Annotated in this window: 17 protein-coding genes and 1 pseudogene; 11 read left to right on the forward strand and 7 right to left on the reverse strand. The window is 57.1% G+C overall.

Going from position 1 to position 15,920, the window contains the following annotated elements:
* The first annotated feature begins 161 nt into the window (after positions 1 to 161).
* The gene (locus ATK23_RS06285; RefSeq protein ID WP_066138702.1) at positions 162 to 1,379 is read left to right on the forward strand and encodes an MFS transporter; all 1,218 of its coding nucleotides are present in this window, start codon (positions 162 to 164) and stop codon (positions 1,377 to 1,379) included.
* Here ATK23_RS06285 and ATK23_RS06290 read toward each other — a convergent pair.
* Complete coding sequence (locus ATK23_RS06290; RefSeq protein ID WP_066138706.1) at positions 1,376 to 1,822, reverse strand: Lrp/AsnC family transcriptional regulator; 447 nt, start codon at positions 1,820 to 1,822, stop codon at positions 1,376 to 1,378. The two genes, ATK23_RS06285 and ATK23_RS06290, sit on opposite strands and share 4 nt — an antisense overlap.
* 156 nt (positions 1,823 to 1,978) lie before the next feature.
* On the opposite strand from ATK23_RS06290, the gene ATK23_RS06295 reads away from it, so the two are divergent.
* From ATK23_RS06295 to ATK23_RS06330, 7 genes and pseudogenes are all read left to right on the forward strand, one after another.
* Positions 1,979 to 2,695 carry a LysE family translocator gene (locus ATK23_RS06295; RefSeq protein WP_066138709.1) on the forward strand — a complete coding sequence of 239 codons (717 nt, stop codon included), beginning with the start codon at positions 1,979 to 1,981 and terminating at the stop codon, positions 2,693 to 2,695.
* 149 nt (positions 2,696 to 2,844) lie between these two features.
* Positions 2,845 to 3,534 (forward strand): energy-coupling factor ABC transporter ATP-binding protein, encoded by a 690-nt coding sequence (locus ATK23_RS06300; protein ID WP_066138712.1) that lies wholly within the window; start codon positions 2,845 to 2,847, stop codon positions 3,532 to 3,534.
* Positions 3,531 to 4,136: an energy-coupling factor transporter transmembrane component T family protein gene (locus ATK23_RS06305; RefSeq protein WP_038990793.1), complete on the forward strand. Its 606-nt coding sequence runs from the start codon at positions 3,531 to 3,533 to the stop codon at positions 4,134 to 4,136. Before ATK23_RS06300 ends, ATK23_RS06305 begins: the two co-directional genes overlap by 4 nt.
* A 43-nt stretch (positions 4,137 to 4,179) precedes the next feature.
* The gene (locus tag ATK23_RS06310) at positions 4,180 to 4,761 is read left to right on the forward strand and encodes a biotin transporter BioY (RefSeq protein ID WP_066138715.1); all 582 of its coding nucleotides are present in this window, start codon (positions 4,180 to 4,182) and stop codon (positions 4,759 to 4,761) included.
* Between the two features lie 4 nt (positions 4,762 to 4,765).
* A complete protein-coding gene (locus tag ATK23_RS06315; RefSeq protein WP_083515449.1) occupies positions 4,766 to 6,022 on the forward strand; it encodes a class I adenylate-forming enzyme family protein in 1,257 nt (418 codons plus the stop codon).
* 182 nt (positions 6,023 to 6,204) lie between these two features.
* Positions 6,205 to 7,062, forward strand: a pseudogene (locus ATK23_RS06325) (thiolase family protein).
* 18 nt (positions 7,063 to 7,080) lie between these two features.
* Complete coding sequence (locus ATK23_RS06330) at positions 7,081 to 7,386, forward strand: beta-ketoacyl-[acyl-carrier-protein] synthase family protein (RefSeq protein ID WP_066138723.1); 306 nt, start codon at positions 7,081 to 7,083, stop codon at positions 7,384 to 7,386.
* Position 7,387: 1 nt separating this feature from the next.
* Here the strand turns inward: ATK23_RS06330 and ATK23_RS06335 are convergent, their stop codons facing one another.
* From ATK23_RS06335 to ATK23_RS06360, 6 genes are all read right to left on the reverse strand, one after another.
* Positions 7,388 to 7,732 carry a metal-sulfur cluster assembly factor gene (locus ATK23_RS06335; RefSeq protein WP_066138726.1) on the reverse strand — a complete coding sequence of 115 codons (345 nt, stop codon included), beginning with the start codon at positions 7,730 to 7,732 and terminating at the stop codon, positions 7,388 to 7,390.
* A 183-nt stretch (positions 7,733 to 7,915) separates the two neighbouring features.
* Complete coding sequence (locus tag ATK23_RS06340; RefSeq protein WP_038990789.1) at positions 7,916 to 8,260, reverse strand: metal-sulfur cluster assembly factor; 345 nt, start codon at positions 8,258 to 8,260, stop codon at positions 7,916 to 7,918.
* 10 nt (positions 8,261 to 8,270) lie between these two features.
* On the reverse strand, positions 8,271 to 9,029 hold the full coding sequence (gene sufC, locus ATK23_RS06345) for a Fe-S cluster assembly ATPase SufC (protein ID WP_038990788.1): 759 nt from the start codon (positions 9,027 to 9,029) through the stop codon (positions 8,271 to 8,273).
* Between the two features lie 61 nt (positions 9,030 to 9,090).
* Positions 9,091 to 10,371, reverse strand: a complete 1,281-nt coding sequence (sufD, locus tag ATK23_RS06350; RefSeq protein WP_083515452.1) for a Fe-S cluster assembly protein SufD — start codon at positions 10,369 to 10,371, stop codon at positions 9,091 to 9,093.
* 2 nt (positions 10,372 to 10,373) lie between these two features.
* Positions 10,374 to 11,834 carry a Fe-S cluster assembly protein SufB gene (gene sufB, locus ATK23_RS06355; protein ID WP_038990787.1) on the reverse strand — a complete coding sequence of 487 codons (1,461 nt, stop codon included), beginning with the start codon at positions 11,832 to 11,834 and terminating at the stop codon, positions 10,374 to 10,376.
* Positions 11,831 to 12,616, reverse strand: coding sequence for a helix-turn-helix transcriptional regulator (locus ATK23_RS06360; protein ID WP_038990786.1), 786 nt, complete (start codon positions 12,614 to 12,616; stop codon positions 11,831 to 11,833). Before ATK23_RS06360 ends, sufB begins: the two co-directional genes overlap by 4 nt.
* Positions 12,617 to 12,806: 190 nt before the next feature.
* On the opposite strand from ATK23_RS06360, the gene ATK23_RS06365 reads away from it, so the two are divergent.
* From ATK23_RS06365 to ATK23_RS06375, 3 genes are all read left to right on the forward strand, one after another.
* Positions 12,807 to 13,760: an ABC transporter ATP-binding protein gene (locus ATK23_RS06365; protein WP_038990785.1), complete on the forward strand. Its 954-nt coding sequence runs from the start codon at positions 12,807 to 12,809 to the stop codon at positions 13,758 to 13,760.
* A complete protein-coding gene (locus ATK23_RS06370; RefSeq protein WP_066138729.1) occupies positions 13,757 to 14,521 on the forward strand; it encodes an ABC transporter permease in 765 nt (254 codons plus the stop codon). Before ATK23_RS06365 ends, ATK23_RS06370 begins: the two co-directional genes overlap by 4 nt.
* 93 nt (positions 14,522 to 14,614) lie before the next feature.
* Entirely contained in the window at positions 14,615 to 15,490 is an 876-nt protein-coding gene (locus tag ATK23_RS06375) for a COX15/CtaA family protein (RefSeq protein ID WP_245858313.1), read from the forward strand.
* The last annotated feature ends 430 nt before the right edge of the window (positions 15,491 to 15,920 follow it).

The following is a 15,920-nucleotide window of genomic DNA, read 5'->3' on the forward strand; positions in this document are numbered from 1 at the left end:
ACCAATTCCTTTGCCCTGTGCTGGCCCTCGATTCTGTGAATCTCATGACCACCAGCGGTGCAACGGCGCATAATCAAACGGAATCCGGACTGAACAGTAACTTATCCCGCTATTTTGAGATAAACTCTAGTAATTGTAGATATCGAAAGGGATAGTCTCTGATGGTCCAACTGGTCGCCCACCTCGCGCGACAGCGAATCACGGAACGTACCAGCATCAACCTAATATTCCTTCTTGCAGGATTATCTTTTGCGACTTGGGCGGGCCGCCTATCGATCATCGATACCGTTTTCGACTTCTCTGGCCTAAGCCTTGGGTCGTTCTTGATCTGCAGCACCGTCGGCACGCTGCTCGGCATCTCTCTCATTCCAACTATCAGCAAATTTGTGCCGACGCGACGATTATTGTGCTGCCTACCCATTGGACTCGCAGCATGCCTAGTCATGCTCGGCATAGCTATCTCCATAACGGCGAATGCCTCGCTTGCCTACATTGCACTCTTCTTATACGGGATCACCTTTGGCTGCCTGGACATCATGATGAATGTCAGCGGAGCGCAGGTAGAGCGACGAGTGGGGCGTAGCATCATGCCTTCCCTTCACGGCTTCTTCAGCTTGGGAACACTACTAGGTGCCGGTCTGGCAACTGCGACCATCTCGATGCACATTCCTAGCGTCTGGCACTTTTCCCTAGTTTCAGTACTCATTGCCATTCTCGCCTACATTGCCCATAGGGGCGTCACCTGCTGGGAAAACGAGAACTTCGTTCCTAGCAACCAAGATGCCCGCCAAGGTCCGGCGCAGGCCACCAGGAAGAACTGGCTATTGCTATTACTGGGTGTAATGGTTGCCGGATTGAGCTTCACAGAAGGTGCGGCCAATGATTGGATCGCCGTAACTTCAGTTGACGGACACGGCTTCGAACATGGAATCGGTGCGCTCATGTTCACCCTATTCGTCGCCGCAATGACGCTGGGACGCTTTGTCGGTGGTCGACTAGTGGACCGGCTCGGTACGAAGAACACTCTCCTGATCTTGGGACTTATCGGCCTGCTCGGTGTTGCCCTGTTCATCACCGGAACAAACCCGTACCTCGTGGGCCTCGGCTCAATGATGTGGGGCTTGGGCAGTTCACTGGGATTCCCCCTTGGAATGAGCATTGCCGCTTCCCGCGGTGAACGGCTTGGACCCAAGGCTGTGAGCATCGTGAGCGCCTTTGGCTATGGCGCGATGCTAGGTGGGCCGCCTTTTATCGGCTTCGTCGTCGATACGCTGAAGCTGCCTCAGGCACTATGGATCTGCGCGATTGTGCTCATTACTTCTCTGCTGTTGACGCCTGCGGTAACTCGCATTGGCAAGCCGGCGGACAAGAACTCCTAAACCGGCAGCATGGCTCGCTCCTTGATATTCCGCATGACGATGGTGCTTGTCAGCTTTTCCACCCCAGGCAACTCCACAAGCACCTCGTCGTATACCCGCTGGTAATGCGGCAGGTCAGTGGCGAAGACACGCAACAAGAAATCTGGTTCGCCGAAAAGGCGTTGAGCATCAACTATTAGCTCCTCACGCTCTACGGCTGATTCAAAGTGCTTCAGCTGCGCTCGGTCTTTCAAGGTGACGAAAACCAGAGCTTCGAACCCCAGACCTATGAGCTCGGGGTCAATTACCGCCTGGTATCCGCTGATCACTCCCTTGCGTTCAAGTTCTCTGATCCGTCGATGGCAGGGAGCCACAGATAGTCCGACTTTCGCCGCTACGGCAGTCGCGCTCATGCGCCCGTCGTTCTGCAGTTCGGCCAAAATCGCTCGATCTAAATCATCCATGAATTCAGATTACAGCACAAATAATTTGCGCAGAACTCATTCAGGTACTATTTTTCTTGCTTTCCGGACGGATATCCCCAGAAATTCAGCAAGCACATTTCACAAATTTTTGCCTAAGGTTGCCACATCACTGAAATATGGATTTTTGGAGAAGCATTGGACCTCGCACAGTTCGCCGGATTCCTCCTGGTATCAGTTACCTTGGCCTGCACGCCCGGCGCAGACTGGGCATACATCATTTCCTCGGCACTTGGTAAAGCGGGCTTTCGCCCAGCCGTATGGGGATTACTCGCAGGTTACTTGGTTCATACAGCCCTCTTGGTGTGTGGAATTGCTGCCTTGGTAGCGAGTTCCCCATCCATTCTCTTGTGGCTGACCGCGGCCGGATCGCTCTATTTGCTGTGGCTGGGAGTCGCGACTCTGCGTTCCTGCAAGACCGCGAGATTCTTTAATCCTGATGCGGCTTCACTCCCAGAACCTGAAGCGCTGACCGGAAATTCTTCTCAATCCTTGCCTCAACCGCCCAAGGGGTCTGTGGGCCTGCTCGATAAAGTTGAACAACGGTCACCTCGCAGCCAATTCATTAAAGGCCTGCTCACCAGTGGCACCAATCCCAAGGCCCTATTACTGTATGTGGCCCTCATACCCCAGTACTTGGATTCGTCCCAGCCGCTTCCGCTGTCCTTGCAAACAGGCCTGCTTGGACTGACGCATTTCTCGGTTTCAATCCCCGTCTACTTCCTCGTCGCATTGGCCGCGAGCGCACTGCTCCGCTCACGGCCGATGGCGGCCCGCGTGGTAACACTGTGTTCCGGAATCATCATGATCCTCCTTTCCGCAGGCCTGATCTACGAGCAATTCTTCGTCGCATAGGAAATATATTGAACACTGATCAAGACAATTGAACGGTGATCAAGTATGCTCGTTATCGATGGCACTCCGGTCATCGATAACGCAAGCATGAACTACTGCCCATTCAACGAATCAGATGTTCAAGCTATGATCCTCGCGCTGGAGCATTCGTGGAACTACCGCCAATACGATTCGAAAACGTCACGGTCAGCTTTGAAGAGCGCGACGTGCTCAAAGATGTCAGCCTTACGCTCAACGAGCAACGCATCGGAATTATCGGGGCAAACGGCGCTGGAAAGAGTACGCTGTCGCGGCTCATCAATGGACTTGTACTGCCCACGCAAGGAGCCGTGTACGTTGGCGACCGGGATACGCAAAAGCATGCAAAGCAAATACGTCGCGATGTGGGTTTCGTCTTTCAGAATCCGGCAAATCAAATCATCATGCCTCTGGTTTCAGAGGACATCGCATTCGGCCTGAAGAATCTACAGCTTTCAAAAGCCGAAAGGCAGAAGCGTGTACACGAGACTCTGGCAGAGCTGAACATCTCTCATCTTGCGGACCGTGAAAGCCACACGCTTTCGGGCGGTGAGCAGCAAATGGTTGCGCTCGCTTCCGTCTTGGCCATGCAGCCTCGAACCATTGTGTTCGATGAACCCACCACGATGCTGGATCTGCGCAACCGCCTTGCCTTCCAACGTGAGATCGCGAAATTGGAGCAACGCGCGATAGTGGTGACGCACGATTTGGAAATCCTCGAGGATTTCGACAGAGTCCTCGTTGTCACCGATGGCCGAATCGCATTCGATGGTCGACCTGATGAAGCGATCGCGAATTACCGCCAATGGAGCCACGCATGATCGCTTCCAAAAATTCTTCGTACCTAGCTCGCATAAAACCCGGATGGAAATTCGGAGCCCTATTGGTACTGAGCATCAGCCTTTATTTGATTGACTCGTGGCAACTCTTGTTGCTGTCATTCATACTGAGCATTGTCCTGCTGTTGTCGGCAAAGGTTGGGTTCAAGCAACTGCGCATGCCATTGATGTCGTTGGCCATGATCCTCAGCGTGGTGTTTGTTCTCCTGGGATTGCAAACCGATTGGGGCAATGCCATAGTTTCGGTTCTGCGGCTCCTGACCATGTGCTTGTTTGCGTATTCTGTCAGCCTGACCACAAGCTTCGACGCCATGCTGGAACTGTTCCAGCAGGTTGCATCTCCCCTACGTTTCATCGGGGCGAATCCTGCGCAAATCGCCTTGGGTTTATCCATGACTATTCGCTTCATTCCGGAACTGAAAAAGGTATATCTGGAAGTTCGCGAGGCACAGCATGCTCGTGGCCTGGGCAACAACCCGTTGGCCGTGAGCGTTCCGCTAGTGATCAGGTCACTAAAAATCGCAGACGAAACAGCTGAGGCGCTCGACGCCCGCGGCTACGATTCAGCTCCATACCGACGCTAGTCCATTTGTCCTTCAACCTCACTCGCACTGACAAGGAATTCTTATGCCAACGAAAACCGACTCAACATCGCAGACGCGCAACACTGTCTATGTAGCGGTCTTTGCCGCAATGATCGCCGCTATGGGGCTCCTCCCGCCCATAACGCTGGGAATCATCCCTGTGCCGATTACCCTGCAAACTCTCGGTGTCATGCTGGCCGGTGCGTTGCTTGGGCCGTGGCGCGGAGCATTGGCCTCACTTGTGGTGGTTGTCCTGTCATTGGCAGGATTGCCCCTGTTATCTGGTGGACGCGGAGGGCTCGGCGTCCTCTTCGGGCCGACCGGAGGTTACCTCGTTGGCTGGATTTTCGGCTCCCTCGTTATCGGAGCACTCTTCAAATACTGGGTCCTGCGCAATGAAAATAAGGGTGTCCGATTCGTGTCCGGACTGATCTCGGTGCTCCTCGGGGGCGTCCTTGTCATCTACTTGTTCGGAGTTCCGTGGACCGCGGCTACTACCGGGCTTGGTCTGGGAACTTCGATGCTGGGCTCGCTCGGCTTCCTGCCAGGGGACGTCTTCAAGGCTGTCGTGACGACATTGGTGGCATTGACCGTGCATCGCAGCTACCGCGGGTTGATGGGCTAGTTCCGTGGAACTGTGGCAGTCGCTGGCGAGGTGGGCCGACCAACAACCGGACCGCCTTGCCGTGCTGACTCCTGGAAGACAGCCGACCTACGGGCAGCTAAAGAGGAGAAGCAGCGCTATCGCCCGGCAGCTGGATTCATTGCAGAGCACTCGCATTGGTGCGCGTACCAGCGACCCAATAGAAATGGCCTTCGCCTTCTACGCCATTGCGGCCAGTGGCAAAACGTTGGTTGTCATTGACCCCGCTTGGCCCGAGAATTTGGCAAGCACGATGGCAGCGAGCCTTCACTGCAAGTACATGATTGAATCTCCCAATTTGACGACATTGCCCGGGGTATCAAGGCTCACGGCATTTCCAGAGTCGCCGGCGGACGACGACTACGTCGCGTCCGCGGCAAACTTATCCGGTTCCCGAGACTTGCTAGTCATATGCACTTCGGGAAGCTCATCGCGGCCCAAACCGGTAGTCCGGACGGTTGGCTCCTGGGAAGAATCCTTGAGTGCTGGTTCCCGAATCCTGGGCGCTTCGCTCGATCAGGCCACGCTCTGCCCGAGTCCAATATCCCATGGCCTGGGACTGTACGCGATGGTCGAATCCGTTCATTCTGGCGGCACATTCTTGGCTACCGGAAAATGGGATCTGAACGGCGTGAGGTCGTTGCTCTCTCAGTCCAGTTGCACCCGCATCGTCAGTGTCCCGACAATTCTCAGGATGGTGCTTGAGCTGGCCGAACCGACCACGCTGTCCAACCTGCTAGTAGTTGTCAGTGGCGGCGAGGCGCTGCACCAGGAAACAGTGCAATTGCTTCATGAGATCGCCCCTATGGCACGTTGCGTTGAATACTTCGGAAGCAGCGAACACAGCCTCATCGCCTATCGCGAACGCAAACCCGACCAGCCCGCATCACCATATTTCGAAGGCCAGTTGTTTCCAGGAGTTCGGGCACACATCCATGGCAAAGATTCTGCTACCGGTTTCGGCCTGCTCTATATCGATAGCCCGTTCAATGCCAAAGGCTACGATGCCAGCTCGGAAGCGTCCGTTTCCCGATGCGGCAAGTCGATCGGCATCGGAGATCGTGCGATGCTGGCGTCGGGTTCAGCCCGCGTCGTGCTCGCTCGCCGCAACGACGAGATGATGAATCTCAACGGCAACAATATCCACCCCGGTGAAGTCAGCGCAGCACTGGAATCCGTCGGACTGCCCAACGCCATCGTACGACTAGATGAATCGGGTCCTGAACCCCAAATGGTGGCGTAAACCGTTTCGCCACCACGCAGTCGGTCCACGCTTGTCTCCGGCCTCGGGCAACATTTGTCGCGATACAAGATCCCTCACCGGATTACGTACCTGAGATCGTGGCCGGAAACCTTCAGCGGCAAATTGAATACCGCGGCGTTGAATGACCAGGGCTTGGACATCGAACGGAGCGACTGGCTCAGATGAACAAGGCATACATCATTGACGCGGCACGTACCCCGATCGTCAGGGCAGGCAAAGAATTCTCCCGGGTTGGTGCTGATCATCTGCTTGCGCAGGTGATCAATACGCTATTGGAACGAACCGGAATTTCTCCTGCTCAAGTCGACCATGTGTTTGCAGGAAACGCGGCTGGTCCGGGAGGAAATATTGCCCGCGTGTCTGCGTTGGCATCGGTACTGCCGAACACTGTCGGCGCGACGAGCATTGACGCCCAATGAGCTAGTGGATTGGACGCCATTGCAGCCGGTGCCCGAATGATCCGCTGCGGTGAAGCCCATGTTGTTGTGGCAGGCGGAGTGGAGTCCGTGAGCACGGCTCCGTGGCGCGTCGAAAAGCAATCATCCGTTGTCGATCCGCCAAGGCTATACTCGCGTGCGCGATTCACCCCGGCTCCCGATCCAGATCCCGACATGGGCGTTGCCGCGGAAGCCATTGCCCAGTCCAAGGCGATTACCCAGGAACGTCAAGACGAGTTCGCTTTGCGCAGCCATCGACGTGCCCTGCGCGCTCAATCTGCCGGACTCTTCGCGGATGAGCTCGTTTCCATCGGCACGAGTAGCGGACGAATCGCGTCTGACGCCTGCCCCAGGTCCGGGCTGACACTCCGAAAGCTCGCAGCACTCAAGCCCGCCTTCGTACCCGGTGGCACGGTCACGGCGGGAAACTCCTGCCCGATCAATGACGGGGCGGCCGCGGTGATCTTGGTCAGCGGACAAATGCGCCGGGCGCTGAAAGCGAACTTTGCACTGCGATATCTGGCCTTAGCGCACGGTGCCTGCGATCCCGAGATTCTTGGAATGGCGGCAGTGCCGGCTTAACGAAAGCTGATCAGTCTCTTGCCGTCTGCCACCGCATCCGGCACTCCCCTCATTGAGTTCAATGAAGCTTTTGCCGTTCAGGCGCTCGCATGCCTCGATGAATTAGGAATTCCAGAGCAAAACGTGAATCTCAATGGCGGAGCCTTGGCATTGGGCCATCCATACGGTGCCAGCGGTGCAATTCTGACTACACGCTTGTTTTGGCAGTCGCAGCAGGCCCAAGTGGATGGCCAGCAAGCCATAGCCCTCATGGCTGCTGCCGGTGGTACCGGAAGCGCCCTTGCATTCGAGTCAACCCTTCATCTGGATTTGAATGACTGTTAAGTTAGATATTGAACCCTAGCGCTCTCATTTGATCCCGACCATCATCGGTGATGCGCTCCGGACCCCACGGCGGCGTCCAAACCCAAGTAATAATGTGATTCTCGACGAGATCTTTCAGTGCTTCATCGATCTGCGCTTCAAGAATCTCGGTCAGCGGGCACGCAGGAGTTGTCAATGTCAGGTCAATGTCCAGAACGGAGTCGTCGCTAAAACGCAACCCGTAGAGCAGGCCCAAATCAACGATATTGACTCCCAGCTCGGGGTCAATTACGTCTTTGAGCGCCTCTTCGATTTCTCCTAGCGGACGAGCTGCGTGGGCACTCGCATCTGGTGCTGTTCCAGTCATGCTGGACATCTCAATCCTCCTAGAGGTATGCCTAATTTAATGAAACGCAACTTTACGCACGTTTTTCTGATTTTTCGACCCTTTCAGCAGGATGCTCAGGGCGAATACAGCAGAGGCTCAGCATTAACGAACAAAACCGCGGACCCTTTCGGTGATACGCGGTTCTGTTCTCTTCAGGCGTGATTAGATGTTGAAGCCCAGGGCTCGCATCTGATCGCGACCGTCATCGGTGATTCGTTCTGGACCCCAAGGCGGCATCCAGACCCAGTTCAGACGATGGTCGTCTACAACGCTCTCCAGCGCCTTGGCAACCTGCTCTTCGATGATATCGGTGAGCGGGCAGGCGGCAGTGGTCAACGTGAGGTCCAGCAAAAGCACACCGTCATCAGCGTACTTCAGGCCATATAGCAAGCCCAGGTCGACAATGTTGACACCCAATTCCGGGTCAATGACGTCCTTGAGCGCTTCCTCAACGTCTTCCAGAGGAGTCGTAGCGGCTCCCGTGCTCTGTTCGGTCGATTCGCTCATGACTGTACCCTTAGGCCTTGACGTTCAGGTAACGGTCGTAGCCTTCTTCTTCCAGACGGTCAGCCAGCTCTGGGCCGCCCTCTTCGGCTACCTTGCCGTCAACGAACACGTGCACGAACTCTGGCTTGATGTAGCGCAGAATGCGGGTGTAGTGCGTGATCAGCAGGGTGCCCATCTCGTTCTCGGCCTGCGCGCGGTTGACGCCCTCGGAGACAACCTTCAGAGCGTCGACATCCAGGCCTGAGTCGGTCTCGTCCAGCACTGCGAACTTAGGCTTGAACAGTTCCAGCTGCAGGATTTCGACACGCTTCTTCTCACCACCGGAGAAGCCTTCGTTCACGTTGCGCTGCGCGAAGTCGGCATCGATCTTCAGCTTGGTCATCGCTTCCTTGACGTCCTTGGTCCAGGTACGCAGCTTAGGAGCTTCGCCGTCGATTGCGGTTTTTGCGGTACGCAGGAAGTTGGTCATGGTTACGCCTGGCACCTCTACCGGGTACTGCATAGCCAGGAACAGTCCAGCCTTTGCACGCTCGTCAACGCTCATCTCCAGGACATCTTCACCGTCGAGGGTGATGGAGCCGGAGGTGACGTTGTAGCGCGGGTGGCCAGCGATGGTCGATGCCAGGGTCGACTTGCCCGAGCCGTTGGGGCCCATGATTGCGTGGGTTTCGCCGGTCTTGATGGTCAGGGTTACACCCTTGAGAATTTCCTTCTCGCCCTGCTCGGTGTCAATCGAGACGTGCAGGTCCTTGATTTCCAGAGTAGACATACGTCGTTCCGTTTCTTTCTAAAAAGCGCTAAGGCTAAAAAGCTGGTGAAGCAGGCACTAGCTAGTTGCTAGTTGCAGCCAATTCTTCTTCGATGGTTTCGGTCAGACGCTCCTGCAGAGCCTCATCGCCAATCTGCTGAACAATTTCGTTCAGGAATCCGCGCACTACCAGGCGGCGAGCGGTCTTTTCATCGATACCGCGAGCCATCAGGTAGAAGAGGTGCTCGTCGTCGAAGCGGCCGGTGGTCGATGCGTGGCCAGCGCCATCGATCAAGCCGGTTTCGATTTCCAGGTTTGGAACCGAGTCGGCGCGGGCGCCATCGGTCAGAACCAGGTTGCGGTTTGCTTCGTAGGAGTCGGTGCCCACAGCAGCCTTCTGGATCAGCACATCGCCAACCCAGACGGTGTGCGCGTCCTTGCCCTGCAATGCACCCTTGTACAACACGTTCGACTTGCAGTTGGCCACAGCGTGGTCAACGAACAGGCGGTGCTCCAGGTGCTGGCCGGCATCAGCGAAGTACAGGCCGTACAGCTCGATCTCGGCGCGTTCGCCGGTGAAGCGGGCCGATGGGTTCACACGAACCAGGTCGCCACCGAAGGACACGGCGATGTGCTTGAAGGAAGCGCCAGCTGCAACCAGTGCCTGCTGCGAGGACGCGTGGACTGCGTCATCTTCCCAAGCCTGCAGCGAGATCACGGTCAGGCGCGCGTTGGCCTGGACGTCGAACTCGACATTCTGGGCCAGCACTGCCGAACCTACGTGATCCAGCACGACGGTAGCTTCGGAGTTCTCCTCGGCGACAACGATCACGTGCTGGGCTGCCGCTGCCAGCGACTCGCCTGTGATGCGCAGAGTTGCCTTGGCACCCTCGGCATTTTTCGGGATGGTAACCACGTGGGTCTCGGAAGCGTACTTCCAGGCGTTCGCCGATACGCGGTCATCCGGGGTGTGCGCAACGCCGTTCAGGGCATCGTCAGCCGCAACAACCGACAGCTTGGCGATGTCGTTGCCGGTCAGCTCGATCTTCGGAGCTGCGCCGGTGAGCTCATCGGTATGCAGGCCCTTGAGGCGCTTGAGCGGGGTGAAGCGCCAGTCCTCTTCACGGCCGGTCAGCTTGGCGAAATCATCAACGTTGGTGCTGGTCAGTCGACCAGCACGCGACGAATCCGGAACGCCAACGCCGCCGCCATGGCTGTGCGCCTTGGTGGAGGCGCCAGCCAGCGGCGAGCCGCCGTTGTCGTTGATCGGCGAAAGGTCTTCGCCCTCTTCGGTGAAACCAGGAATCGATGGTGCGCCGATGCGCGCCTTCTCTTCTGGGATATGGGTGGTGGTCTCCGACATTCTTAGCCGACCGATCCTTCCATCTGAAGTTCAATAAGGCGGTTCAGTTCCAGCGCGTACTCCATCGGCAGCTCGCGTGCAATTGGCTCGACGAAGCCGCGCACGATCATTGCCATGGCCTCGTCCTCGGCCAGGCCGCGGGACTGCAGGTAGAACAGCTGTTCCTCGGACACGCGGGAAACCGTTGCCTCGTGGCCCATGGTCACGTCGTCCTCGCGGACGTCGATGTATGGGTAGGTATCCGAACGCGAGATCTGGTCAACCAGCAATGCGTCGCAGACCACCGAGTTCTTGGTGCCCTTGGCGCCTTCCTGGACCTGTACCAGGCCGCGGTAGGCCGAACGGCCGCCATTGCGGGCTACCGACTTGGCAACAATTGCCGAGGAGGTGTTCGGTGCAATGTGGACCATCTTGGATCCGGTGTCCTGGTGCTGGCCTTCGCCGGCGAAGGCGATGGACAGGGTCTCGCCCTTGGCGTGCTCGCCCACCAGGTAGACAGCCGGGTACTTCATGGTGACCTTTGAGCCGATGTTGCCATCGACCCATTCCATGGTGGCGCCTTCTTCACAGATAGCACGCTTGGTCACCAGGTTGTACACGTTGTTGGACCAGTTCTGGATCGTCGTGTAGCGAACGCGGGCGTTCTTCTTCACGATGATTTCCACAACAGCCGAGTGCAGCGAGTCCGACTGGTAGATCGGCGCGGTGCAACCCTCGATGTAGTGCACGTACGACCCCTCATCAGCGATGATCAGGGTACGTTCGAACTGGCCCATGTTTTCCGTGTTGATACGGAAGTAAGCCTGCAGCGGGATTTCCACGTGGACGCCCTTCGGGACGTACACGAAAGAGCCGCCGGACCATACGGCGGTGTTCAGCGAAGCGAACTTGTTGTCGCCTGCTGGAATGACCGAGCCGAAGTACTCCTGGAAGATCTCCGGGTGTTCCTTCAGACCGGTATCGGTGTCAAGGAAGATGACGCCCTGTGCTTCAAGGTCCTCACGCAGCTGGTGGTAGACGACCTCGGACTCGTACTGGGCGGCAACACCGGAAACCAGGCGCTGCTTTTCAGCCTCGGGGATGCCGAGTTTGTCGTAGGTGTTCTTGATGTCTTCTGGAAGATCTTCCCACGAGGTTGCCTGCTTCTCGGTGGAACGCACGAAGTACTTGATGTTGTCGAAATCAATACCCGAGAGGTCTGGACCCCAGGTAGGCATTGGCTTGCGATCGAAGTACTTCAGCGCCTTCTGGCGACGCTCCAGCATCCATTCTGGCTCGGACTTCAGGGCAGAAATATTCGCCACTACGTCCTTGTCAACGCCACGGCGCGCATTTGCACCCGCGTCGTTCTTATCTGACCAGCCGTACTCGTAATTGCCGATTCCGTGGAGTTCGGGGTTCTTCTCCAGAATCTCGGAAATTACACCCGGGTCGGCAGACTCCTGTGCAATCTGATCCGTCATCGCGGCCTCTCCTGCTTCGTGAACTGAATTCGAGTTCTCTTCTCGGCGCGCATTGGCGCCTTTTCACGCCCCACAGGGATGTGGGTCGTGCACACGTGTCCTCCGCCGGCCAGTGTCGACAGTCGTCGAACGTCGACGCCCAGCAAGCGGGCGAACATTTCAGTTTCCATGTCGCAAAACACCGGAAACTCTCGTGCCAAGTCTTGTATCGGGCAGTGCCCCTGGCATAGCTGCACGCTATGCATCAGAGCAGATGCCACTTTGGTATCCACTTTTCGGGTGTATCCGACGAATCCATCGGCACTGAGCAGGTTGCCCAGCACTTCGGCTCGTGCTTCCAAACCTTCGACGCCGACCAGTGCTTTGGCGTACCGCTCCTCCATGGATGCGAATCGATTACGCGCAAACTTGCGAATCGCGTCCTCGCCAGCCGCATCCCCGAGCATCTTCAATGCATCGGAAGCGATCTCCAAGTAGTCGTTGCCCAGCTTCGTCTGGCCGCGGTGCGAAAGCACGTAGCGGCGAGACGGGCGTCCAGCACCGGTCTTCTGGTTGGCTACCAGTTTTACCTCGACGAGTCCCGATTTCGAGAGCGCGTCCAGGTGGCGGCGGACCGCAGCTGGCGTGAAGCCCAGCTTGTTTCCAAGCTCGGCGGCACTGACCGGTCCGTCCTCTAATACTGCGTATAGGACGCGGTCACGCGTGCGCTCCTCGGTATCCCCAACTGCGCCAACCGTCGCGGCAGCGGAGCCACTAGCTGATTCTGAATTTGATGAATACACAACACAATCATGCGTAAATTTTTACTCTAGGTCTAGTAAGGAAGGACTTACTAAGGGCAAGCTAGCCCGACTAGGGCGTTGCCTGCCTCAAACCTCTTGCACTTCCATTGTCTCGCCCCCTTAAGCGGAACTCGAGGCTTGGTGACCAACCACTCAACTCAGCCAGTTCGACATGTCGTAGAATGTTCTAGTGTCTTCTGTATCCCCCAGCCTCGTCATCAACGAGCTGGCCAAAGATTTAGGTCCAGTCCCCGCCTTGGACAATCGCATGCTGCGAGTCCTGGAGTCGGTGTCCCTAAAAGCTTTTCCCGGTCAGGTCACCACGCTTTTAGGAGCTAACGGAGCCGGCAAGTCCACGACTCTGGCCTGTGCCCAGGGGCTGCTTCAGCCCGAAGGCGGCACAGTCGAACTCCTGGGCCAGAATCCCTTTGGCGACAACCCCGAATTGCGCTCCCGCGTCGGAGTCATGCTCCAGGATGGCGGTTTGCCTCCGTCAATGCGCCCGATTCCGCTCTTGCGGCATGTCGCATCCCTCTATCAGAAGCCCATTGACATTGATGCGTTAATCACACGCCTTGATCTCGAGTCATTCGGCACCCGCACGATCCGGCGTCTATCCGGCGGCCAAAAACAGCGCGTCGCATTGGCAGTCGCGTTGGCCGGAGATCCGGAAGTGCTTTTCCTCGATGAGCCAAGCGCCGGATTGGACCCGCAGTCGCGCCAGGTGGTTTTCGACCTCATTGCCGAACTTCGCGATGCTGGCAAGGCCATCATCTTGACGACCCATCTCATGGACGACGCACAACGCCTCAGCGACTATGTCTACATTATCGACAAGGGCTGCACCGTGGCGCAGGGCACCGTTGCCGAGCTGACTGCCCGCGCTGCCGAAGACCAGGACACCCGCCCGGTCTCTTTCTCGGCCCCAGCTGGCCTGCGGCTGCCTGAACCGCCGGCAGGATTGCGTCTGGAAGAAACCGCCTCCGGCCAGTACCGACTCGACGGGGTCAACTCCCCCGAACACTTGAACTGGCTCACGCAGTGGTGGCTGAAGGAAAGCATCTTGCCAATCGAGCTTAATCTCCAGTCTCGAAGCCTCGAAGATGTTTTCCTCGAAATCGCGATCAAGGAGGAAAAAGCATGAGCCAAGCACTCACGCGCTCCAATGCTGCCTCGCCACTGCGCAGAATCCTGAACCAAGGCAGATACGAATCCATCCAGATGCTCAGCAATGGCGAGCAACTCATTCTCGCTGTTGTCATGCCGCTCATTGCGCTGTTCGTGCTTACCCTCACCGATCTCGTCAATGACGTGGCCGACCGAAGCATTGATGCAGCTGTACCCGGCGTGCTCGCCCTGTGCGTCATTTCAACGGCTTTCACCGGACAGGGAATCGGGACAGGTTTTGACCGCCGCTACGGCGTGCTGACCATGTTCTCAACGACCCCATTGGGGAAAACCGGACTGATTTTCGGCAAAGTCATTGCAGTGCTGTCCGTCTTGTTGATCCAGGTCGTCTTGATCTGCTCAGTCGCGCTGCTGTTCCTGGATTGGCATCCGAACCCCTGGGGAATCCTCCCGGGTATCCTCTTCCTGCTCTTGGGTGCAGCGGCGTTTACCGCGCTGGGCCTGCTCATTGCTGGCACCGTTCGCCCTGAAGCGACGTTGGCCATCACCAACCTTGCCTGGATCCTGCTGGCCGGCGCCGGCGGTGTCCTGTATCCCTTGAGTATGGCCCCAAATTGGGCACAGCCGACGCTGAATGCACTGCCTTCGGCAGCGCTGGGCGATGCCATGCGCGATGCCCTCATCCATGGCCAGTTCAGCATCGCTGGACTGATCTTCTTGATCCTCTGGGCAGCAGCCGGCTCCTTTGCAGCCATCAAGCTGTTCAAATGGAGCTAACCACCACTCAATTCCAAGAGGGAGATTTCCTTGACTTCAGTCCAAGCCAAACAGAGCTGGGCCGATAAGTTGCCCACGAAGGTAAACCGCCTCGTGCATGGTCTGGCGATCGCATCCTTGATCTCGCAGATTGGCATTATCGTCACCGGAGGGGCCGTAAGGCTTACCGAGTCGGGACTCGGTTGCTCACATTGGCCCAACTGCGTCCCCGGCTCGATGACTCCTGTTCCGGAAATGGGCATCCACGGCATCATCGAGTTCGGCAACCGCCTGCTGACCTTCGTCCTGCTGGTTATCGCCGTTGCTTTCCTGGTCTCCATCTGGAAGATGCGCCCGACACACCGTACCTTGTACAAACTGGCCGTCGGCTTGCTCGCCGGCATCGCACTTCAGGCCCTTGTCGGCGCCATCACCGTATGGACTGGCCTGAATGCCTGGGTTGTGTCGGTGCATTTCCTGATTTCCGGGGCTCTGGTCATCATGGCCACGTTCCAGGTCAACCGTACGACCAAGGAACTGAAAAGCCGGGAGATTCCGCGGAGCACCAAGTCCATCGGCCAGATTTCATTTGCCGCATGGGTCTTCTCGCTGCTCGCTGTCGCGTTCGGAACTGTCGTAACAGGCACCGGACCGCACGCTGGTGATGCCGATGCTCCTCGTCACCTGTTCGATCCACTGTTCGTGACCCGGCTGCACACGGCTCCGGTGTACTTGCTGGTCGCCGCCACCGTTGTTGTTCTCATCCTGGCTTACAAGCAGGGTGGAAACAGCCAGCTTCGCAACGCCATTTGGTGGCTCGTGGCCGCTATCGCGATTCAGGCAGCGATCGGATACATCCAGCACTTCAATGGCCTGCCGGTTGCCCTGGTTCTCTCTCACATGCTCGGCGCCAGCTTGTTGCTCTCAGCTTCTGCAAACGTCTGGGACTGGGCCGCTATCCTTCCGGGATACAGGGTCATCGCTTCATAGCATTCTGCGTAAACGTTTCGGGGGTTGCCCTGCACTCAAAGTGCACGGCAACCCCCGAATCGCTTTAACTATCTTCTTGTTGTTCCGAGGTCTACGACCGCAGCAATCCAGTGAGTCTTATAGGTAGGCAGCGCCGCTCAGCAAACGACCCGCACCCAAGATCTCCGCCATCGAAAGCAAGCTAGTGCCCCTGGCAATTCGAATCAGCTTGCAACTGCATTCTCGCTTCATCAAACCGGCAACGGCACGCCATCCTCGACTTGCCGCTCCCGTCCTTCTTTTAACAGCGCTCTGCTGCCAAAGCCTCGCCGTCTTCGATAACCTATGCCGCTACCATGACGTTGCCACATTTCTCGCCTGATAGCTTGATGGACTTCAGAGAAATCACGTGCCTCTGGCGGTGAGTTCATCGAGCGACGGGTATCCAGCA

The sequence above is a fragment of the Glutamicibacter nicotianae genome, assembly GCF_002797775.1.
GTDB classification, from domain to species: Bacteria; Actinomycetota; Actinomycetes; order Actinomycetales; family Micrococcaceae; genus Glutamicibacter; species Glutamicibacter nicotianae.